We start from the raw sequence: 20,229 nt of genomic DNA on the forward strand, positions 1-20,229 counted from the left end.
CCGTCGAATACGAAGCCAACTACTACACCGAACTCACGAAACCCCAGGTCACAACCACAGTCTGAGATCTCTACCGAACCCGGGGCGGTTCAGTGACCCCAGGTTGCCGATTGCGGTGTTGAACCGAGTGGTGATCTGGCCCTGTTCCGAGATCCGCAGTTCCTTGCTGGCCTGTCCAACCTGCATCCAGGTAAACAGCAGCGCCCCCAGGGCGGCGAGCCCTGGGAGGCTGGCCGCGATTAGGCCGACCCACTGCACCCGGTCCCGGTTCTCGGACCTGGGCCGCACTGACCGGCCGTGATGCCTGCGCCAGCGGACACCATGGCGACGAGCGGTCCGGCGCAGCCTGTCAGCCCTCACATTCCCGACCACCTACTCAGCGCATCCCGCAGGACAAGCATCAGCAACTTGTCCTACTCCAGACGGACCACAGCCACCGGGCAACGCGAGTACCGCTCACCTCCATGAGAGGCCTGACTCGGCGGTGCGGCTGAACCGTTCCGGGTTCCCCGCCGACGCGGGGGTGTTCCGCAGGCCTGGACGTCGCCGATGGTGTCCCGCTCGTCCTCCCCGCCGACACAAGGGTGTTCCGCTGACGAAGAACTCCGTCACCGTGGCCGCGCTGTCCTCCCCGCCAACGCGGGGGTGTCCCGTGGACGTAGGTCCGCAGCGTGACCGCCGGATCGCGCTCCTCGCCGAAGCCGGGGTGTTCCACCGGTGCGCTTTGGGCCGCAGACTTGGAGCTCGGGGTCTAGCCGGTGACACCGATCGCCAGAGAGTGGGACAGCGGAACGGTCACCGGCTTACTGTATAAGGACCAGGACAGCCACCGGCGCACCGTCCACGGCGGCACGTCCCCGCCGGCCGGTGACGGCGTGGGTTATGCCCCACCGTCCAGCAGGGGCCTGGTGATCTGGATCTCCGTATTCGCGGCCCTCATGTTGATCAAGCAGGTGACCGGGATCGCGCCGGACGATGTCGCCCGCTGGCTCGGCCTCATCTGACCCACTGCAAATCCCCGCGCTGCCCGTACTGCCAGCAGGTCCCAGAGAACTGGGACCGCGACGACTGTTCTAGGGCACACTGCCCGCAGGCCCCGCCGTCGCCCCCCGTCGACGGGGAGGCCGCTCGTCAATCGCTCATCACGTTTTGCAGTCGCCAGTCGTGATATCCGGACCGCACCCTCTCCCAGAGGCGTTGCCGGTGATGGTCGACTACTGGGTCAGCATCGAGCCAAGAACGCGCTTGATCCATTACATGGTCGATGACATCGACAAGGTGGTCCGACTGGTCTCGGAGCCTTTCATCTACCTCGTAAACCGCAGCATCCCGCCGAAGGGCGGCCGCCCACCACTCGTCCAATACCCTTACCAGACCGGTCATCTGCTCTGCGAGACTCTCGGCGCTCATCCTCTCCAGCGACGACACCGACAGACGCAGGAGAGACTGCTGGAACCACATCCGCTTGAGAGCCTCGTTCACGGCATAGCGTGCCTCCGCAGGCGTCTCAGCGGCCGCGGCCTCCGGGTGCTGGATGTGAGCAACCTCACCCCTCGCGCGTGGGCCACCGCCATCCTGACCTCTTCCACCGTTCCGAAGTACGCGGCATGCGCTTCGCGTCGGCTCTGCTGCCGAGCGTCGAACCTCTGACCTCGGACCTGCATCCGGACCGCCTCCAGCGAAGCCCGGGCCTGCGACCTGGCACCCAGCCAGCCAATCGCACTGCCAAGGGCAGTTGCTCCCGCGCCCCACAGCGCTCCCTGAATCTGCGGATCCATGGCCCCCGTCCCTACTCGCCCCTGGTCCGATCGTGGCGGACAACGCGGGGGAACGCTAACCAGCCGACTGCACCTCGCGAGGCCCCTGTGGTCGAGCTGCCGGCCGGGATACGGCGCGGGCCATCCACCGGTCGCCGCTGATCTGGGCGGGCAGCATGACGGGCACGAGGTCGAGGCGGACGAGTTGCTCCAGGCCCTCTTCCCGGGTGTCTGCCTGCGCGGAGAGCCGGATGGTCATGGGTCCAGTGTGGCGACGCAGTTGACTCAATGTGACAGAAATCTCGAGGTGCCTTATCGCTGGTTCGGCGGATTTGAAGTCACGGTCCGGCTACGAAGCCTTCACTCCACCCACACACAACGCATGATGCGTGCACCAGCCACAAATCATGGGGGGACCATGAGCAACACCACGCCGCCGCCGCCGAGCTTTCCGCCTCCACCACCGGAGCCGGCAGCGAAAATGTCCCGCACCAACCTCGTCATCATCGGCTCGGCCGCCGCCGTCATCGCCGCCGTCGTGGCCACAGGCGTCGCGGTTGTGCAGTCCAGAGGCGGCGACAGCAAGCCAGCCGCGGCCGTCAAGTCGAGCGCCCCGAGCAAGGACGCGGCGACGGCCGCTGTGGAGTCGAACCCTGCGCCGACGTACGCAGAGCTCGATGCCGACAGCTTCACGATCAAGCTGAAGACCAAGAAGAAGCAGTGCTTCGGGTCGGCAGGCTGCAATCTCACGGTCGAGCCAGACCTGGCGCTGTTGGTCGACAGCGGGGAGATCGATCCGGACGCGACTTATGAGATCACCTACGAGATTCACGGTGACGAGTCCGGGCCTGTCATCGAGACGGCGGAGTTGTCGGACCAGACGAGTCTGAACTACACGCCGTCTGTGATCTCTACGTCTTCGTCGAGTACGAAGGTGTCGGTGGAGATCACTGACGTCGAGGCGTCATAGGGCGGACGTGATGCGGCCCCGTCCGGAAGGGCGTCCGGGCGGGGGCCGCCGCTCGAGCGTGCGCCTACCGCTCAGTCGCCAGGTGGGGTGACGTAGTCACGTAGCTCGATGTCGTTCACCGTGATGCCGTGGCGTTCAGCCATAGCCTGCAGCTGTTCCTGACGCAGGTGGAGCGGCCACTCGCTGTCGACGAACTCTCCGAGCCATTCGCCGGTCCGCCGGCTGTAGGGCAGTTGGCGACTGAACGCGCTGCTCGACCAGACGCTAGCCCGGTCCACCGTGAACTTGGTGCCCTCCCCTATCTTCCGGACAGTCTCCTTGCACTGGTCGACGAACTCCTTGGGCGGGCGTTCGCAACCGTCGTGGAAGAACGCCGAGATGGCGTGCGGCTCATAGGTCGACGTCGGTCCGCTCGGTGTCGGCCGAGCAGGTCGGGCAGGGGGGTGGGCTATGCGTCATGGTTCCTCCGAGTAGCGGGCAGGTGGCGGGCGGCGGCGGGGAGTGGTCACGCGGACGGTGCGGCCGTGCGGTCGCGTACGGCGCGGTGCGCGGAACGGGTGCCGGGCCGCCCCGAGGGGGTGGGGGCGGCCCGGCGGCCGGAGGGCTCGACCGCACGGGGAGGGGGTGCGGGGCGTCGCGGATGTGACTCCTGAGCCCCCGACGCCCACACTGGCCCGCTACGGGGTGGCCCGTACCAGGGCGCAAAGCGAAAGGGCCGCCCCCAGCCCCGCCGACCTGTCCCGGCAGAGCGTGATCGACGGTATCCGTCCGCCAGCGAAAGCGCAGCCTAGAGTCCGCACGGTGTCCAGGTGCAGGCCCGTCTCGCGGAGGATGCGCGCGTCCAGCACGATCGCGGCCCGCCGCCGGGCCTGGTCCCCGGTTTTGTGACCGTAGGCCGCCTCGTTCCACCACTCAGGTTCGGCGTTGGCCAGGACGATCGGACGAGCGAGGGCAACAGGCATCACAGACAGGCCGACCGGCAGAAGTGGTTCAGCGGGGTCGCAGTCTGCCGGGCCTATGTCGGGCAGGGTGGCCGTCCTCCCCGCACCACCGAATTCATACGACGGTGGCCCTCTGTCATGCACGGGGGACATGACAGAGGGCCACTCAAGGGGAGCGGTGCCCGACCTGGTCCCTCATGTGCGCAAGGGGCCAAAGGAGCCTGACCAGGGCCGGAGGGGTTTTTCCCCGGGCACCGCTCAGCCTGAAGACGCAGAGCCGTCCCTGCGGCGCTCAAGCGCCCGGGAGTCCCTGCGGTCGGGAGACCGTACGAGGGCCACCACCAGACCGGCCATGGCGGCTACGAGCACGCACACCACACGCCATACCTGCGGATCCACTGGCACCCAATTCCTCAATGGGCGTTCGTGTCAGCCTACTTCAGGAGGCTGATGACGATCGAGATGAGCTTCTTGCCGCCGAACTCCAGCACGATCCGGACCGGGTTGGACGGCTTGAGGGACTTCACCCACTTCACGAACGCGGCGTAGCCCTTCTTCGCCGCCGCCTTGGCCTTCAGGTAGTCGCCCTTCGCCTTCGTCTTGAGGAACTGGACGATGTACTTCGCGACGTCCCGCAGGTCCTGGTCGGAAGCCGTGCCCTTCAGGACGGCGTCACGTGCGGCGACGGTGTGAGCCGAGGTGGTGAAGGTGTTCACGGCGCCAGCGTCGGTGACGGCCTGGGTCTGCACCGAGGCGACGGCCGGCTGACGGGCGGCCTCGGAGGCGTTGGCGAGCGGAGCGGCCACGCCCAGAGCGATGGCAGCGGTCGCGGTAGCAGCGGCAAGACGCAGCTTGGTGTTCACGAAAAGAACTCCTCAGGCAGGGTTTACCCCCGCCGCCTCACCGCGGGAAAGAACCGCACACGGGGAGGCGGGGGGAGTGACCGGGATGGTCCGATCGAGCACTCAAAAGTCTTCCGCTCCGCCCCGGGCTCGCGCTATCGGATCTTTGGGCATGACCCCTTCGTACGGGTTCCGCTTCAAAGCGGCCAGCCGCCGGAGTTGAACACGCCCTGCACCACCCCGAACAGCACCAGTACGCACACCCCGATCTGCGCCGCGGGCTTCGCCGGCTTCCTGCCGGAGACCAGCGAGAACACCCCCATGAGCAGCAGCGGGACCCACCCGGCGAGGTAAATCCACCACGCCATCTCATGGCCGCGGTCGCTGTCCGCCAGCACGCCTAAGACCACGGAAGCGAACGTGAACAGCGACGGGGAGGCCCACAGGCTCTCGTACAGCTCACTGGACTTGGCCGGTACGGATGCCGATGACTCAGTCTCGTGTTCCACGGTAAGCGTCCTTTCATGCGAATGTCCCCACCGGGAGGAACTGGTGGGGACATTCACCCTAACGTCCGATCAGCAGTCGATCAGAAGTGGTGGATGATGTAGCTGATCAGCTCCCACAGCAACTGGTCAGGAGTGCCCTTCAGCACCCACTTGATCGGGTTGTACCAGGCCAGCCCGTTCACCCACTTCTTGAACTGCTTGACCTTCTCCGCGACCGTACGGCCGTGACGGGCCGCCCACTTCGCCGCGTTGATGACACTCTTCCATGCCGCCGGGCCGAGCCGCTTCAGCGCGGCGATCAGCACGCTGAGCTTGCCGCCCTTGGCGGTGATGCCACCGACCTCGACTGCAGCCGAAGAGCCCTGGCCGACCAGCTTCGCCGACACACCCGCACGGTTGAAGTCGGCGACCAGGGTGCGGGCCTGCGCGGTGTCGCCGGCGGAGACCGTCTGCGTGGCGGCGACACGGGCCTGCGGCGCCTCCGTGGCCGCGTGCGCCACGGGACCGGCTGCACCGAGCGCCACGGCAGCAACAACGGATGCCGCCGTCACACGGAGTTTGTTGTTCACGACTTATCTCCCAGGGAAGAATGCACGCACCCCGCCCATGAGCAGCGAGAGAGAGGGGCGACGCGACCAGACCGGCCACGCGCCAACGATCGTCGCTGCCCGAACAGCTGTGCCGCCATGGGACCTTGGGGCGACAGACGCACGGGCGACGCCCAGAAGTCGTAGAACAGCTTGGGTTGCCCGTCGACCAAGACGCCCCAGAGCGGATCCGGGTTGCCCCGTCTAAAGGAACGGTCAACTTCTCGCGCACATCCACCGTCTAGTGTGCTGGGGCGCATCAACCGAGCTTTTACGCAGAGGAGTCATGCCAGTCGTGTCCCAAGTGCTCGTCGAGGCACAGCAGTTGTCTCGCACCTTCGGTAAGAAGACCGTCCTCAACCAGGTCAACCTCACTCTGCACGCCGGATCCATCACTGGTTTCGTCGGCGCCAATGGGGCAGGCAAGACCACCGCCCTGTGCCTGATGCTCGGTCTTATCCCCGGTCATGGCCAGACCCTCTTCCTTGGCCGACCCCTCGCCCAGTGGCGCGCGCCCGCGTCCGTTGTCGGCGCGGTCTTCGGGGGCGTCGCAGGCCACCGACGACACAGCGTCCGCGCGCACCTTCAGATGGTGGCCGCCGGCGTCGGGGAGGGCGACCGGCGAGTAGAGGAGATGATCGACCTCATCGGCATGCGCGACGCGGCCCGCACCCCCCTGGCTAAATTGTCCCTGGGGATGGCCCAGCGCGTCGGCATCGCCCAGGCCGTCATCGGCCGCCCGAAGGTGCTCATCCTCGACGAGCCGGCCAACGGCCTCGATCCGCACTCCATTCACTGGCTGCGCGAATTCCTGCGCGCCCAGGCTGACGAAGGGGCCGCTGTTCTCGTCTCCAGCCACCTTCTGGCGGAGATGCAGCAGTTCGCCGACCGCGTGGCCGTCCTGTCCAAGGGGCGCATCGTCTCCGAGGGTTCCATGCGTGACCTCCTCGCCTACGCCGACTCCCGTTCCGTCATCACCGTCGAAAGCCCTCAGCTGGCCGAATTCACTGCGATCGTCAATTCCCACGGCGGCCACCTCCAGGCCAACGAGGACGGCACCGGCCGCATCACCGGCATGAACCGCCGCAAGGTCGGCCACCTGGCCGCCGACCACTCCATCGTCCTGTACCAGCTGGCCGAGGCCACCATCAGCCTGGAGGACTTCTACCTCACCATCGCCGAAGAGGAGCACAAGATCTCATGACACCGACCGTCACCCCCACCGTGCGGGCGGACGACGTCACCCGCGCCGAAGCCTTCCGCCGGGCCTGCCTGTTCGAGCTGCGCCACCTGACTGGCCTGCGCTCCACCTGGATCGTCCTCACCCTGATCGCAGCCCTGTCCCTGTATCCCGGCGTGGTCGCCCTGTTCGTCCTGCACCATGGCGAGAAGGTCACTACCAACGATCTGATCTCGACCATCCTGTGGTCACCCCAGATCGCACAGGTCTCTGCCCTCGGCTTCTACCTCATGGTCTTAGCCACGGGGCCGGTCTCCACCGAACTCGTGCGCGGTACGGCCCGCACCACGTGGCTGGCCGTCGGCGGCCGGACGACCGCCTACTGGGCCAAGTGCGCCACCAGTGCGGCGATCGGCGCCTTCGTCGCGTTAGCTTCTTCCGCCGTCGAACTGATCAGCGTCGGCGCGGCCTCCCTCGTGCGTCAGGCCCGCTTTACCGGCTTCACCGGGCTCCTCGTTCCCTCCGGCCGGCTCATGCTGTGGACGGCCTGCTGGATGGTCCTGTGCACCGCCGTCGCCTCTCTGGTCCGCAACCGCGTCGTGCCGATCCTGGTTCTGTGTCTTGGCCCGCTGCTCGCCGAGCGCGTCATCGCCCTCCTTATCTCCCAGATCCCCGGCATCCACCTGGAGGGTATCGGCGCGTGGCTGCCGTTCGCAGCCGGCCGCGCGATGCTCGTGGACGTCGCCTCCCTGCCGGAGGATCAGAAGCTGTTCACCTCCGCCCTTGTTGGCAGCGACCTGTCCGTACCGGCCGCAACCGCGGCGTTCCTCGCCTGGACTGCAACCGCAGCGTTCAGCGGCTTCGCCGTCTACCGCCGCCGCACAGGCTGACCGACCCCAGCACAGGCCATAGGGGCCGCCGTGAGTGGCGGGTCGATGGCTTCCGTTCGCTGCCGGCTCCCAGATGCTGGAGCTTGGCAGCGTGGGGCAGGCTCTGTTGTTTGTAGCGTTCACCCTGGTAGTGGCTGCCGCTGTGCATGCGGTGTATCTCCGCCGTGCCGGCTGACCGCGCGCGAGTGCGGACTTGGTGGTGTCCCCCGGGGAGGGAATTCGCTTCCCCGGGGGACACCATGGCGTTTCAGTCTGTGGGGCGGGGCTCGCCACGGTGAATGCTGCAATGATGCGCGAAGGCAAACAAGGCGGCTTCCGTCCGGGAGCTGACACTGATCTTGGTCATGATGTTGGTCAGGTGCGCCTTGACGGTGCGTTCCGCTATACCGAGGGTGCGGCCTATATCGCGGTTTGAAGCGGCCCGGGACAGCAGCAGGAGTACCTCACGTTCCCGTGGCGTGAGGCCAGTGATGGCATCGGGATCCCCCGGCGCCGATGGTTGTCCGTTCGGTTTGGCACCCCGCTGTTCATCTGCCTGCTCAGATTTCTCAGTGATGGTGGATCTTTTCGGCAAAGCAGCTTTACCTTTCCCCGTTGTGCACACGGCTGGACTGCTTTGGTCAGTTCTCCCGTTTTACTCCTCTCTGTGTGTGCGAACTTCGGCGCTGCCCGTGCCCGCAGGTACGTCATGCCCAAGCGGGTAGGAAGGTCTGCGTCCGATGAGCTGGCGGTCCGCTACGCCGGTGCACCTTACACGCTGCTTCGTCCGGTATCCCTGCGCGTAGCCCAGCTCTGTAGCACGGCCGATCGGAAAAACCCAGATCCGCAGGCTCGCACACAATTAACGAAGAGAGATAAACGACCGCTAAATGACTGCATCAACATGATGTTGATTGCCCGAAAGGGCAATTGCCCAAAGGTCTTATGCTCCAAGGGGCAATACCGGCCGGACTGGCCAGTAAGTAGCGTCGTTCCCGGTATAGGTGTGATTCCCGCGAAGAGGAGCAGCAGTGCGCAACGGTTCCACCTGGCGGTCGCGTTTCGGTACGGCAGCAGTTGCAGGTGCGGCGGCGGTCGCAGTCCTCGCGCCGGGCGCCTCGGCAGCAGCCTTCGCCCCGTCCGTACGGCAGCCTTTGCACGCCGCGGACAGCGCACAACTGCCGACGCAACTGACCGTGGCCAGCTACCAGGCGTGGCTGAAGAACGCCCATGCCCCCGAGGCCGCAAAGACACTCAAGGCGTTTACCGCGCTGCCGAATCTGAAGAAGTACCTGTTCGTGCAGCACCTGCAGAAGCGGTCCGTCTACCAGGCCCTCCAGACCCAGCTCAAGGGCGGCCCCCGAGGGCTGCACACCGTGGTCCCGTACAACAAGTTCGTGTCCTTCGCCCACGACGTGAAGGTGGTCAAGACGGGCGGCAGGAAGCCGACGACCAACGTGACATTCACCGTCACCGAGCGGATCTTCAACATCCCCGTCACCGCAGAAACCGTTTGGGTGACCTATCAGGCCACCAAGGGCAAGAGGCTCTCCGTCGCCGGCGGCGACGCACGGACGGTCAACACCAACGCCGCGATCACCGTCAAGGCTCGGAACATCAGCAAGGGCCAGACCGGCGCCACGGCCCACACCGTCGCCCAGTGGCACGCCACGCCCCGCGTCGCCTCGTTCGGCAAGGCTGTGGACCAGCAGCAGAGCATCGACGCGAGCGCCAGCGGCTACTGGAATGCGCGGCTAGACAGTTCCTCCTGAGCCTGCACTGTGCCAGCCGGTTCCGCCCACCAGGGAGAAAAGGGGACTGGTGGAAGCCTGATCTGCGCAGAATCTCGGTGTCCACTGTGCCGTGCGGGCGGGAGGGATCGCCCGCTGCACCGGGTCGGCCCACGCCTGGTCCTTCGCACCAGCAGGCGGTTCCCTCGTCCCCGCCCCGCTGTGCGCACCCGAGGATGTCTTTGACCGGCAGGTAAGTAGCCGAAACCATGCGTTCCTCCTTGCCAATTTATGCAGACCGCAGTCTTGATGGATCCGTCGCCCTGCCCGCACAGCTTGTTCTGCGCCCCCTCGCCCCTGCCGACGTTGTCGCGCCGGCCTCGTACAGCTGCTGGGCGTCCCTCTAGCTCTAGACGTCCAGGAGCCGGCGGGCTCTCCTCTAGGGTGCGCAATAGTAAGGGTGTGCTCCGATCAGGCCGAGACGGTAAGGCGACCGCCACCACAAGGGAAGTGGCCAACCCCTGTGTGAGGCGGTGTCGGCTGGGACACGTCGTGGGGTGACACCGCTCGTCCCGCTGATTGAGCACCTCGGAGTGCCCTCACCGGCTGGTGGATCACGGGGCAGTGGCGTGCAGGGCGGTCGGCCACGGTGGGCGCCGAGCTCGGTGTGCCGTTTCGTTGTCTCCGCGATAGTGCTGGCTGGGTGGGGCGGTGTCCTTGGGCTGATAACAGTTGATCATCTCCCTTTGCGAGCGTTGCGTCGCGCGCCCAGCAGCACCCGTAGCGTCGTCACCAGAGGCGGCTTCGCGGAGCCGCGGAGCAGCTTGGCACCACGCGCCAGCGCGGCGTTAGCGGTCAGCAACTCGACCTCGATGAGCGCGCCTATCAGGGGGCGGTGGGGCGCAGGGGTCAGGGCGGGCAGCTGCTTGGCCGTCCGCAACGCGGTACGAGCCTTGCTCACTTGGTGGCTCAGCAGTTCCCGTACACCCGGAGTGTCGCGTCCTGCCGCGAGGTCGTCCCGTTCGACTGAAAAGCGTTCCAGCGTCTTGTCCGGGATGCCCAACCGCCCCTCCCGCATGTCCTCGGCGATGTCGTTGACGAAGTCCAGGCGCTGGCTGGTCGATGAACGCCCGGCACGCCGCTCGATACGGGCCGTCGTCGGCCTCCGGCCCCAGCAGGGTGCCAATCAGCATGAAGGCAGGCAGCGAATAAGCATCGACGTAGGTTTGGTAGTCGGCCTCGTCGAGGAATCCGGTGAAGTCCAGCTCTGTTGTCGCGGTCGACAGATACTCCTCTACCGTCCTTCGAACCCGCGGGTACGCGGCAATCGTGTGAGCCAGTGTCCGCAGCAGCGGGTCGCCACTCACCCCTGTCTCCAGTACCTGTCGCACCTGTTGTTCCCAAGACGCCCACCGCGTAGCTCGCCGCTCCTTCGGACCGGTGTCCAGAAGGTTGTCCCCGTGGTGCATTACGGCCGTTGCCGCTACCACGTGGGGCAGCATCGGTCGTGGCAGCAACATCTGGGCTGCCAGGTATGAGGTGCGGCGGAAGCGCGACACCAGTTCGCGCTGGGCGTCGTAGTCCCTTCGCAGGTCCGGCTCGCGAATCCTTGCTGCGTTCAGGCCCTCGGTTCATGCGCTCATGACACGATCGTAGGCGTGACGCCTTGTGCCTTTGACGAGGAGGGTGGCGCTGTAGTGGGCAACGCACGGATCACTTCAGGCGGTGTCATCGAGTCCCTCCACGACAGTCATGTGAGCAGCATGGCTGGCGCCGGCCGCGTCCATGTTGGCGAGCGTGCGCACCAGGCTGCTGATGCAGTCTTGGGTGAACCGCGGTGATGCTGGCGTCGTGCAGGACCTCATCCTCGCCGGTCAGGCAGCGTGGCTCCCGATGGTCGAACCGGCGATGTCAACACTCAGGTACTTTGTCATCTCGTCAAGGATGGTGTGGCAGTGTGGAACATCTGAGCCCAACGCGACCCAATAGGCCAGTCGGTCGCTTAGCCTGGATTCAGGCGTCGCAAGCACCTTGTTGCCTGTCTGCTGAAGCGGGACTATTCGATCGAGTAGCGGTTGGTCGGCAATCTTAGGCGACACCGTGAGGTGCTCGATGCGGCCGCTTGCTGAGGGGTAGGCGAAATGAATGGCTGCCGCCCGTTGGCGGGTAGGAGCAAGGTCAGGCGTCTTGCCAACTGCCAGTTGAGCGGCGATTCGCGGCAAGTCGATCCCCGTGGCTCGTCGGACCAGCAATGGAATGAAGTCGTTGGCCAGGCAGCCCTCAATATCGGTGATGCGGGGACCTCGCGGGGTCAACTTCATGCTGACGTGAAGGGTGCCAGGCGCGATGCCGACGGCGCGGACGGCACGCGTGACGATCTGGCGGACAATTGGATTGTGCAGCAGGCCGTCGTGAGCGTAAACGCAGTGACGCATTGCCTGCCTCATGGACATCGAGCCGATTGTAGTCCGCGCGATGGCAACTATCCGGATCTCGCCGTCGCCAAGGACGACAGTCTCTGCGGAGAAGGGGAGGCCGTCAAGGCACTCCTCGACTACTACGTCTCCAACGCGCCTGAATGTACTGGACGTTGATACCTCGGTCAGGCGCTTGCACGCATCCAAGACTTCCGCGCGGTTATGGGCCAGAACAGCTCCGGCTTCCTTGCTGGCTCGAGGTCTGACCAGAACGGGGTACCCGATTGTTTCCGCCTCCGTGACAGCCGCTGCTGCGTCGAAAGCTTCTGCCCAGCGTGGCTGAGGCACGCTGTGGTATGCCAGGAGCGTGCGAAGCGTGGCAAGGTCACCCAATACCGATAGCGATGCAGCTGATGCCGACGGAAGGCCCATTTGGCCAGCAATATGGGACGCTGTGACTAGATGCTCCGGCATGTAGCTGAGCACACCACGCACTTCGTGGCGCGAGGCATGGCTCTTGACTACGTTCACGGTGGTCGCACATTGTGTGAGGTCGGCTGCGATGTGCTTCCCCAGATGGGGTCTGGCCCAGGCTGGCACGGTCGCGTCGACGAGTACTACTGGGTGCGCGGCGGCAATCTGTGCAAGATGGAACTCTCCCCCAGCTGCTGCCGACCCGGCGCCAAGGAGTAACAGGGGCTCAGACATTGCGTCTACCTCTCAGTGCGGTTGGTTCGCGAGGCGAGTAGGTACGAGTGCTGGCGTGAGACGGCATCACGTCCGTTGCTAGGACGCTGCATGGCCTCTCCCCCGGGTTCGACTCGCGCCGGCGGTGATCCGAGAGCTCGGTAGTACACGGTCGCCCAAGCCGCTGGCGGCGCCCGTCCTCGCCCGTCCGCGCACGTGTACCAGGGAGGGCTCGACGGCGGCCCTCAGACTGCGCACACGATCGGATGGATCACCCTGCGTGGTGATCCTGCTATCCGACGCCACAAAATGTCAACTGAACCTGCGAACCAAGGCAGCAGATCCTGACATTGTCGACGGACCGAGGGACGATACAGATACCCTCACGTCAGTCCCGCCCCTGATCAAAGCGACGCGCCCAGGAGAATGCTCGGTGGCAGCAGAAGATGCCTACGCAAGACTGGCCGGAACCCTGGAGCGTATCCAACATGCCTCTGGCCGCTCCGAGTTGGTCAACGTGCTCAACACCAAGGACCTGTCATTCGAGACGGGCATCCCTGAGTCCGTCGTGCGGACCCTGCTCGCAGGAGGCCGGGCCCAGGAGATCTCGGTGGCGGAGCGCGTACGGCAGCGGCTCGACTTCCTCCGCGAGACTCGGCGGCGGGACGACGGAAAGAGGTACACCCTCGAGGAGATTGCCGCTGCTGCGGGGGTGACCCGTCAGACGATGAGCGAGTGGCACAGGAAGGGCATGCCGAGCCTGGAGTCCGCCGACCGGCTGCGCCGGTTCTTCTCTCTACCGCCCGGGTTCTTCTTCGCAGACGAGCCGGAGGCGCTCAACGAGGCGCTTCAACAGCGTTTGCAGGAGCTTGAGTCGAGGTCGGACCCCCTTGCGCAGCTCCGCACGCCCGAGATCCTCCGGCTTGCTGCGCGTGGGCTTCTTTCGCCCACTGGGGTGCAGGCGATGGCCCAGTGGGCGGAGGCCGTCACCCGTCCTGACAACCCCGATGCCGGCAATGGCGGCCAAGGCCAAGAGGGGCACGTGTCGTGATCTCCGAGTCCGCCGGGGCACCGCGCCCTGTGAAGTCCCCTCGGTCGCTCGTCGCCCTTCGGGGTCTTGTCGCGGCCCACGGCTCCACACCTTCGTCGAGTTTCGAGGACGGACGATGACTCCTCTGGCCCGGCTTCGTCAGTGGCAGAGGCTACGGACGCGCGACAGGGAGATGCGTCAGTTTGCTGAGATGCTTATCGGCCCCATTCGAGAAAGGCTGAGCAGTGCCGGCGCAGACGACGCCGTGTCAGCCGGAGAGGCCCTGGCAGATCCTGACGCCCTCTTCGCCGCCTTGGTCGAGTCAGCCAGACAGTGGCGCGGTGATCGAAGGCTCGAGGTGCACCGAGTTCACATTCCACGGGAGTTCAAGGCCACGGGAATGTGGTTGGAGCGAGCGGACCAGGACGACATCATCGTTGAGCAGGATGCCGAGATCTGGCATCAAGCCCAGATCCTCGGTCACGAGCTGTGGCACATGCGGCAAAAGGATGGCTTCACTCCTGAGCAGCTGGCGAGTGTGGGCTGTGGCGCCCTGGGATCAGAGCATGTGCACGGCGCCCAGCCAGCCGCTGCGCGTTCTCGTTTCGACGAGGATCCTGAGATGGAAGCCGAGCTGTTCGGGATTCGGGTCGGACAGGAGATGCGGGTACTGATGGAACGGGACGTGATCAGTGGCGAAACGGCCCGCCGCATCGCAGAGGCTCTTAACTATCGGGGGAACCGGAAATGAGTGGGTCCATCAACTACATAAGCTGTGGCCTGCTGTGGATCGGGCTCTTGGTGAAGCTGCCGGACCTGATGCGGCACTGGAGCGAGCCTTCCCTCCGTGCCATTAACGGAGTGTTGGCGTTCGCGTCGCTGTGCTTTCTCTTCGGGGCACCTAGTTCGGTTGGGGTGATCAACCGTGTCAGCGGCGTGCCCAACTTAGCCGCCCCGCTGACCTACGCTTCGATCACTGCGTACAGCGCCGCACTGTTGATCCTTATCGTCTGCTGGCGTGGAGGCCCCTCTGTGCGCCGGACGACGCGGAGTTGGATGTACGGGTACGCAGCCATTCTTGGCGGAATTGCAGCCCTGTTCGCTCTGGGGAACGCTCCGGAGGAGCGGCGCACCGACTTTGACACGTACTATGCGACGACGCCCTGGATCGCCGAGATGGTCGTCCTGTATCTGGTCGCACATTTGACGGCTGTGACGGTCAGTGCCGTCTGGTCCCTGCGTTGGGGCTTCGAAGCGGAGGTTCGAAAGCGCCCCTGGCTGCGGGCCAGCTTGCTGACGATCGGCGCCGGCACGGTGATCAGCGCCGGGTACAGCCTGTCCAAGCTTGTCGCTGTTGTCGCACGGTGGGCCGGTCATGACTGGGCGGCTCTCGGGACTTCCATCTCGCCCCTTTGCGCCGGTCTCGGTGCGCTACTGACTGTGGTCGGGGTCCTCCTCCCCATGGCAGGTCACCACCTTTCGGCGTGGCGTGACTTCTTTCGCCTGGCGCCCCTTGATGCCGTGCTGGATCCGGTTCTCAACGATCGTGCTCTGCGTGTCGAGCGGCCACGCTCCCCATTCCTGTGGGGCATCTGGCGCCAGAGCACCATCCTCAACGGCCTCTACGCGATCGAAACGCTCTTCGATAAAAGGCTCTACGACGAAGCCTACGACGCGGAACTGCAGAGGACGGGCGACGGGGAGAGAGCGACTTCTGCCGCGTGGGCCGCGACCATCGCGGCAGCCGCGAAGCGAAGCACTCAGCCCGTGCTCGAGCCTGTCGGCGCATCGGCTCGCCTTTCACACCCGCGGGACCCCCAGGCTTTGGTCCTGATCGCCGATGCCGTGAAGAGGTCCGAGCGTGAGGTGCGAGCCACCGTACCTGGCCCCGCGAGTGTTGAATCGGCTTGACCGCGGATCCGATTACACCAATCCCCCCACAGCCTGCGGACCTGAACGGAGTCCCCGACTCATGAGTCTTGTCGTGTATATGGCGGCTTTCCTCTTCGCCCTTGCCGCCTTGCTGCTTCGCCGACCACGCACGACTCCCCCGACGCCGCTGACCGTCCCTACGCGCGTAGCTGTGTTCCTCGGCGCCCTGTGTTTCTTCTGCTCGGCGCCAGCAACGTTGGCTGAAGTCAACGATGTCACAGGGATACCCAACGTCGGCGCCCCGCTGACCTACAGCGTGATATCTGCCTACAGCTGCTCCCTGATCATCCTGCTGATCCACTGGAGGGGTGGGCCGGACGCGCAAATCCGGCGAATGGTCGGGATGGCTGCTGCGGTGTACGGCACGCTGATCGTTGCCATCATCGTGCTGTTCTCCCTCGCAGATGCGGAGACAGAGCGACTCAGCGACCTGGACACCTATTACGCAAATACGCCATACATGCGAGAGATGATCATTCTCTACCTGATGGGTCATCTGGCAAGCACCATCGTGTTGAGCGCAGTCTGCCTGAAGTGGGCACGTGACGAAGTCACAGGTCTTCTCCGCGTCGGACTCTGGTTGATCCTCGTAGGCCTGTTGCTGGACGTCCTCGGGTTCGAGCTCACCAAGGTCACTGCGGTCGTGGCCCGCTGGTTCGGATACAACCTGGACGTCCTGTCCACCTCTGTGGCACCGCCCGCCGCCTCCTTCGGCGCCCTGATCTGCTCCTCGGGTTTCGTACTCCCACGCCTCGCGTCCGCCACCGCCGCTGAAAGGCAGAGCCTGTCCAACTACCGTGCACTGCAGCCGTTGTGGTTCGCGGTGAAGAGCGTGGCGACCGCTCCGAAGGCAGAACCGACCTGGTGGCACCTTTGGTGGCAGCTACCGAGCAGCCGTCTCTACCGGCTCGAAGCGAACATCCGCGATGCCCTGCTGCAACTGACTGCGCACTTCAACTACCGCGTCGGTGAGACCACATACGCGGCGGCTGTGGAGCGAGGCGAGAGCGAGGAGACGGCGCGCACCGTCTCGGAGGAGGCGATGATCATCGATGGCATACGCCGTGCATCAGGTGTGGGCGACGGACCAGCCGATCCACCTGACAAGTTCCGCATCACCATTGATCTGGTCGACCTGGCGAGCGCTGTCAATCGCGCTGGAGAGACGTCACCGGAGCAGGTGAGGACTCAGTGAACGCGTCTCATGACCGCAGCAAGGAGAGCATAATGCCGCAGAGAGCCGTCGTCATCGGATCCGGTATAGCCGGACTGCTAGCCGCAGCGGCCTTGTCCCGAGCAGCCCCCGAGGCTGAGGTCCTTCTCCTGGACCGGGATGAGCTTCCTGAGGGTCCAGTGAACCGGCGCGGTGTCCCTCAGGGAGAGCACGCCCATCTGCTCATGGCCGGCGGCCTGTCGGCAATGGAGGCGCTGCTCTCAGTCAGCGTGCGAGACCGCCTCCTGGAGGCAGGTGCGCACGAGATCTCTCTCGGCAACGGCATGCTGGCCCTCATGCCAGACGGTGGCTGGTTCCACCGGTGGAGGTACAACGGGCCCCACATGATCACTTGCACGCGGGCACTGCTGGACTGGGTCATCCGTCAGGCCCTGCTCGACAGCACAGCCAACGTCGAGATCCATCAGGCCACGGTGGAAGGGCTACTCGGTAACGCTCAGCGCGTGCAGGGTGTTCGTATCAGTCCAGCGAGCAGCAGCACTCTTGATAACGAGGTGAAAGCCGACATCGTCGTCGACGCGAGTGGCCGGGGTTCGCACAACCTGCACTGGCTCCGGAATATTGGAATCCGCGGCGTAGAGGAGAGGAAGATCGACTCCGGCCTCACCAACGCTACGCGGATCTACCGCACCCCGGCGGGCGCCGAGTCGTTCCCGCTGACCGTGATCCAGGCGAACCCCTACAGCGGCGAGCCCGGGCGAAGTGCCATGGTGCTCCCGATCGAGGGCAACCGGTGGATGGTCAGCGCAGGCGGCACCAGAGGCGGCGAGCCCCCTCAGAATCCGCAGGGTTTCCTTGAGTACGCCCTTGGTCTGCCGCACCCGATCGTCGGCCACCTTATTTCCGGCGCCGAGGCCCTCACTGATGTAGTTCTCAGCCGAGGCCGCAGCACCAGCAACGCTCGCCGATATTTCGAGAGGTCCACGCAGTGGCCTGAGCAGTTCGTCACGCTCGGCGACGCGCTGGCAACCTTCAATCCGGCCTACGGGCAGGGTATGTCGGTAGCAGCACTCGGGGCCCAGGTTCTGGCCCGAGAGCTGCGGCAGAGCGGCCTCAGCAGCCCGGGCCTGGCTCGACGGGTACTTCGCGGTGCGGCCCGTCACGTCGATGCAGCGTGGGCCACCGCCGTCGGTATGGACGTCCTGTATCCAGGGATACGGGGTGGGGAGCCGAAGATCACCGACCGTCTCGTCGCCTCCTATTCACGTCGTCTGACCCGAGCGGCAACCGGCTCCTTCGATGCAGCAGCAGCGCTGTGGGATGTCACCAGTCTCAAAGCACCTCCGACGCGAGTGTTGCGGCCAAAGGCCCTACTGGCGGCCCTGACCGGGCCGCTACTACCCGAAACGTCCGAGCCTCCCCTCGAGCCTTCCGAGCGGGAGGTCCTCAACCGGCTCAAGAAGGCTTCCGACAGATCGAGTACTTTCGAGGCCCGCCAGTAGTCGTCTCTTGCCCTGGCACGCACCTTTCCGAGTGCCAGGGCAGGGTGTCAGGCCGTGGATGGGCGTCACCTCCACCCAGACAGCGATTTCTTTGACCGAAGAGGGGACGCTGGGATCCGAGGAAGGCCAGGCGATAGGCCCGCTGTGATGATGCAACGATGTCTAGCCTGGTCGTGCAATCTCACTGAGACGGCGCAGGCAGGGAGCTAGAGGGGCAGCGTTATGCCGAGTTCCCGCATGGCGGTGGAGGGTGGGCCGCCTTCGGAACGCTCGGTCTTGTAGCCCTTGACGCGTGCTTCAAGGGTGCGGGGATCGACGGCTTCGGCGGGCGCGCTCCTGGCGTACAAGCCGTCAGGGTCGTTGTCACGGTCGTGGGGCAGAAGCCAGAAGACGCGGCGGCGGAAGGTGCCGGAGGCCCGTGAGGGCTTGGCGTCGGGGCCGAGGAGGGCGTAGCCGATCATGCGGCCGTCGCGGTGGTAGGCCGGCTTGCCCTTGCGGGTGGGGAGACGGTCCAGGCTCTGACGTACGTAGTCGAGCTGTTCGATGTCCTCCAGCCACACCAGTTCGGTCTCATGGCTGATCTCGTCCGCGCTGATCAGGGAACTCATGCGCTCATGTCCCTTTCGTCGTCGGTGAGCAGTCCGATGCCGGGGTAGTGCTTGCGCTGGTTGGACAGGATCATCTCCTTGGGCGAGGCCAGCCCGACCAGTTCCCGGGTGCGGGAGGCGAACGCTCGAGAGGACATGGCGGGTGCCCCTTCATTCTGACACCACGTCTTGTAGGCGGCGTAGAGCGCGGTCTGCTCGGCGCGCAGCCCGGGGGCCAGGCGGCAGCACTCCTCGTAGAAGCGGCCGGTGTGGTCTTCGGTTTCGGCGTAGGCGGTGGTGGCGATGCGCACGCGTTCGGGGCCGGTCAGGTCACGCTCGCCCGCGAGGTAGCGCCTGGCTCCATCGATCAGCCAGCCGAGGATGCCGGGGCCCTCCTCGGTCACGAGGATGTCAGCCAGGTTGTCGATCTTACGGCGGTCCGGGACAACCTGCTCGAAAGGGATCAGGCGCATGCGTCGCCAGAACGCGAAGCCGCCGGTGCCCACTTCGGGGCGGTGGTTGCCCAGGAGCCACAGTTTATGGGTGGGTTCGAAACTGAAGAAGTCCTGCCGCATGCGGCGGGCCTTGATCCGCTCGCCGCCGGTCAGCAGTTTGACGCGGGCCTCGTCGAACTTGTCGCCGGGCTTGACCTCGGAACAGACGATGACGCGCCGGCCGTGGAGTTCGGCGAGGTCGGTGGGGTGGCCTTCGTAGGGTTTGGCCATCAGGAAGCCGGGCGGGGCGGCATCGGCGTAGTCGCCGAGGACTTTCATCAGCACGTCCATCAGCACGGACTTGCCGTTCTTGCCGGCGCCGAAGAGGAAGGGCAGGACCTGGCCGCCGACGTCGCCGGTGATCGAGTAGCCGAGCAGCAGGTGCAGGTAGGCGATCATCTCGCGGGCTTCGGTGTTGTCGCCGAAGGTGTCGGCCAGAAAGCGTTCCCAGCGCGGGGTGGGCATGGGCTGGGGGCCGACGCTGGTGGAGCGGGAGTGGAAGTCCTTGTTGGGGTCCGGTGTCTTCAACAGGCCGGTACGCAGATCCACGATGCCGTTCGGGGTGCACAGGGCGTAGGGGTCGGCGTCCAGGCGGGCGGCGTTGAGGACCATGCCGGGGGCGGACCTGGCCTGGGTGAGCATGGCGTTGATGCCGGTGGTGGACAGTGCACGGCGGCGGTGCTGCTGCAGTGCGGTGGTGGTGAAGACGCCGCGGGGGTCATGGGTGGCAATGTTCTCGGCGAGGTCGCCGGCCGCCCACAGGACGGTGTCGTCCTCGTCGATTTGCCAGCGGGTGGTGTCCCACCGGTACCAGCCGATGCCGGGGACGTGCCGGTAGTCGTTGGAGTAGAGCCGGACGAACAGTTTGGCGTTGCCGCGGTCCGAGAGGGTGTCGGGCAGCAGCCCGTTGGGGGTTGCCTCGCCCGCAGGGCGTTCTGTGGCCGCCTGTGCGGGCAGCGGCACGGTGGCCGCCTGATCGCGGATCTGAGCGGCGACGGCTTCGGGGTCGAACTCGAAGAGG

21 protein-coding genes and 1 pseudogene are annotated in these 20,229 nt (G+C 65.6%); 10 read left to right on the forward strand and 12 right to left on the reverse strand.

From position 1 onward, the window contains the following. Positions 1 to 758 precede the first annotated feature (758 nt). Positions 759 to 1,004: a hypothetical protein gene (locus ACFZDC_RS40760; RefSeq protein ID WP_391332003.1), complete on the forward strand. Its 246-nt coding sequence runs from the start codon at positions 759 to 761 to the stop codon at positions 1,002 to 1,004. A 127-nt stretch (positions 1,005 to 1,131) separates the two neighbouring features. Here the strand turns inward: ACFZDC_RS40760 and ACFZDC_RS40765 are convergent, their stop codons facing one another. Further along, positions 1,132 to 1,482, reverse strand: a complete 351-nt coding sequence (locus ACFZDC_RS40765) for a hypothetical protein (protein WP_391332005.1) — start codon at positions 1,480 to 1,482, stop codon at positions 1,132 to 1,134. A 351-nt stretch (positions 1,483 to 1,833) separates the two neighbouring features. Further along, on the reverse strand, positions 1,834 to 2,016 hold the full coding sequence (locus ACFZDC_RS40770; protein ID WP_391332007.1) for a hypothetical protein: 183 nt from the start codon (positions 2,014 to 2,016) through the stop codon (positions 1,834 to 1,836). A gap of 159 nt (positions 2,017 to 2,175) precedes the next feature. Here ACFZDC_RS40770 and ACFZDC_RS40775 point away from each other — a divergent pair, with 159 nt between their 5' ends. Then, a complete protein-coding gene (locus tag ACFZDC_RS40775; RefSeq protein WP_391332008.1) occupies positions 2,176 to 2,727 on the forward strand; it encodes a hypothetical protein in 552 nt (183 codons plus the stop codon). Positions 2,728 to 2,798: 71 nt separating this feature from the next. On the opposite strand, the gene ACFZDC_RS40780 is transcribed toward ACFZDC_RS40775, so the two are convergent. The 4 genes from ACFZDC_RS40780 to ACFZDC_RS40795 form a co-directional block, all read right to left on the reverse strand. Beyond that, positions 2,799 to 3,005: a hypothetical protein gene (locus tag ACFZDC_RS40780; protein WP_391332010.1), complete on the reverse strand. Its 207-nt coding sequence runs from the start codon at positions 3,003 to 3,005 to the stop codon at positions 2,799 to 2,801. Positions 3,006 to 4,102: 1,097 nt separating this feature from the next. Next, positions 4,103 to 4,531, reverse strand: a complete 429-nt coding sequence (locus tag ACFZDC_RS40785; RefSeq protein WP_391332012.1) for a hypothetical protein — start codon at positions 4,529 to 4,531, stop codon at positions 4,103 to 4,105. A gap of 176 nt (positions 4,532 to 4,707) precedes the next feature. Then, positions 4,708 to 5,019: a hypothetical protein gene (locus ACFZDC_RS40790; RefSeq protein ID WP_391332014.1), complete on the reverse strand. Its 312-nt coding sequence runs from the start codon at positions 5,017 to 5,019 to the stop codon at positions 4,708 to 4,710. An 80-nt stretch (positions 5,020 to 5,099) separates the two neighbouring features. Further along, complete coding sequence (locus ACFZDC_RS40795) at positions 5,100 to 5,588, reverse strand: hypothetical protein (protein WP_391332016.1); 489 nt, start codon at positions 5,586 to 5,588, stop codon at positions 5,100 to 5,102. A gap of 304 nt (positions 5,589 to 5,892) precedes the next feature. Here ACFZDC_RS40795 and ACFZDC_RS40800 point away from each other — a divergent pair, with 304 nt between their 5' ends. Both ACFZDC_RS40800 and ACFZDC_RS40805 read left to right on the forward strand, forming a co-directional pair. Then, positions 5,893 to 6,810 carry an ATP-binding cassette domain-containing protein gene (locus ACFZDC_RS40800; protein WP_391332018.1) on the forward strand — a complete coding sequence of 306 codons (918 nt, stop codon included), beginning with the start codon at positions 5,893 to 5,895 and terminating at the stop codon, positions 6,808 to 6,810. Next, entirely contained in the window at positions 6,807 to 7,676 is an 870-nt protein-coding gene (locus ACFZDC_RS40805; protein WP_391332020.1) for a hypothetical protein, read from the forward strand. The genes ACFZDC_RS40800 and ACFZDC_RS40805 overlap by 4 nt, the downstream gene beginning before the upstream one ends. 247 nt (positions 7,677 to 7,923) lie before the next feature. Here the strand turns inward: ACFZDC_RS40805 and ACFZDC_RS40810 are convergent, their stop codons facing one another. Continuing rightward, the gene (locus ACFZDC_RS40810; protein WP_391332022.1) at positions 7,924 to 8,280 is read right to left on the reverse strand and encodes a LuxR C-terminal-related transcriptional regulator; all 357 of its coding nucleotides are present in this window, start codon (positions 8,278 to 8,280) and stop codon (positions 7,924 to 7,926) included. 406 nt (positions 8,281 to 8,686) lie between these two features. Between ACFZDC_RS40810 and ACFZDC_RS40815 the strand changes: the two genes are divergently transcribed. After that, positions 8,687 to 9,427, forward strand: coding sequence for a hypothetical protein (locus ACFZDC_RS40815; RefSeq protein WP_391332024.1), 741 nt, complete (start codon positions 8,687 to 8,689; stop codon positions 9,425 to 9,427). A gap of 694 nt (positions 9,428 to 10,121) precedes the next feature. On the opposite strand, the gene ACFZDC_RS40820 is transcribed toward ACFZDC_RS40815, so the two are convergent. The 3 genes and pseudogenes from ACFZDC_RS40820 to ACFZDC_RS40830 all read right to left on the reverse strand — a co-directional run bounded on the left by ACFZDC_RS40820 (position 10,122) and on the right by ACFZDC_RS40830 (position 12,276). Beyond that, on the reverse strand, positions 10,122 to 10,571 hold the full coding sequence (locus ACFZDC_RS40820) for a squalene/phytoene synthase family protein (RefSeq protein WP_391332026.1): 450 nt from the start codon (positions 10,569 to 10,571) through the stop codon (positions 10,122 to 10,124). 4 nt (positions 10,572 to 10,575) lie between these two features. Continuing rightward, positions 10,576 to 10,905: pseudogene (locus ACFZDC_RS40825) on the reverse strand (squalene/phytoene synthase family protein); the annotation flags it as partial. Positions 10,906 to 11,259: 354 nt separating this feature from the next. Continuing rightward, positions 11,260 to 12,276: a hypothetical protein gene (locus ACFZDC_RS40830; RefSeq protein WP_391332039.1), complete on the reverse strand. Its 1,017-nt coding sequence runs from the start codon at positions 12,274 to 12,276 to the stop codon at positions 11,260 to 11,262. Between the two features lie 646 nt (positions 12,277 to 12,922). On the opposite strand from ACFZDC_RS40830, the gene ACFZDC_RS40835 reads away from it, so the two are divergent. The 5 genes from ACFZDC_RS40835 (at position 12,923) to ACFZDC_RS40855 (ending at position 18,127) form a co-directional block, all read left to right on the forward strand. Further along, entirely contained in the window at positions 12,923 to 13,540 is a 618-nt protein-coding gene (locus ACFZDC_RS40835) for a helix-turn-helix transcriptional regulator (protein ID WP_391332028.1), read from the forward strand. Positions 13,541 to 13,655: 115 nt separating this feature from the next. Next, entirely contained in the window at positions 13,656 to 14,270 is a 615-nt protein-coding gene (locus ACFZDC_RS40840) for a toxin (protein ID WP_391332030.1), read from the forward strand. Then, the gene (locus tag ACFZDC_RS40845) at positions 14,267 to 15,430 is read left to right on the forward strand and encodes an MAB_1171c family putative transporter (protein WP_391332031.1); all 1,164 of its coding nucleotides are present in this window, start codon (positions 14,267 to 14,269) and stop codon (positions 15,428 to 15,430) included. The genes ACFZDC_RS40840 and ACFZDC_RS40845 overlap by 4 nt, the downstream gene beginning before the upstream one ends. Positions 15,431 to 15,491: 61 nt before the next feature. Next, positions 15,492 to 16,646: an MAB_1171c family putative transporter gene (locus tag ACFZDC_RS40850; RefSeq protein WP_391332033.1), complete on the forward strand. Its 1,155-nt coding sequence runs from the start codon at positions 15,492 to 15,494 to the stop codon at positions 16,644 to 16,646. 32 nt (positions 16,647 to 16,678) lie between these two features. Further along, a complete protein-coding gene (locus ACFZDC_RS40855; RefSeq protein WP_391332035.1) occupies positions 16,679 to 18,127 on the forward strand; it encodes an NAD(P)-binding protein in 1,449 nt (482 codons plus the stop codon). A gap of 206 nt (positions 18,128 to 18,333) precedes the next feature. Here ACFZDC_RS40855 and ACFZDC_RS40860 read toward each other — a convergent pair whose 3' ends face one another. Then, complete coding sequence (locus ACFZDC_RS40860) at positions 18,334 to 18,735, reverse strand: DUF6009 family protein (RefSeq protein WP_391332036.1); 402 nt, start codon at positions 18,733 to 18,735, stop codon at positions 18,334 to 18,336. Beyond that, on the reverse strand, positions 18,732 to 20,229 hold a 1,498-nt coding region (locus ACFZDC_RS40865; protein ID WP_391332037.1), incomplete at its 5' end, for a phage/plasmid primase, P4 family. The genes ACFZDC_RS40865 and ACFZDC_RS40860, both read right to left, overlap by 4 nt.

Source organism: Streptomyces sp. NPDC007905 (genome assembly GCF_042959345.1).
In the GTDB taxonomy this organism is placed as follows: domain Bacteria; phylum Actinomycetota; class Actinomycetes; order Streptomycetales; family Streptomycetaceae; genus Streptomyces.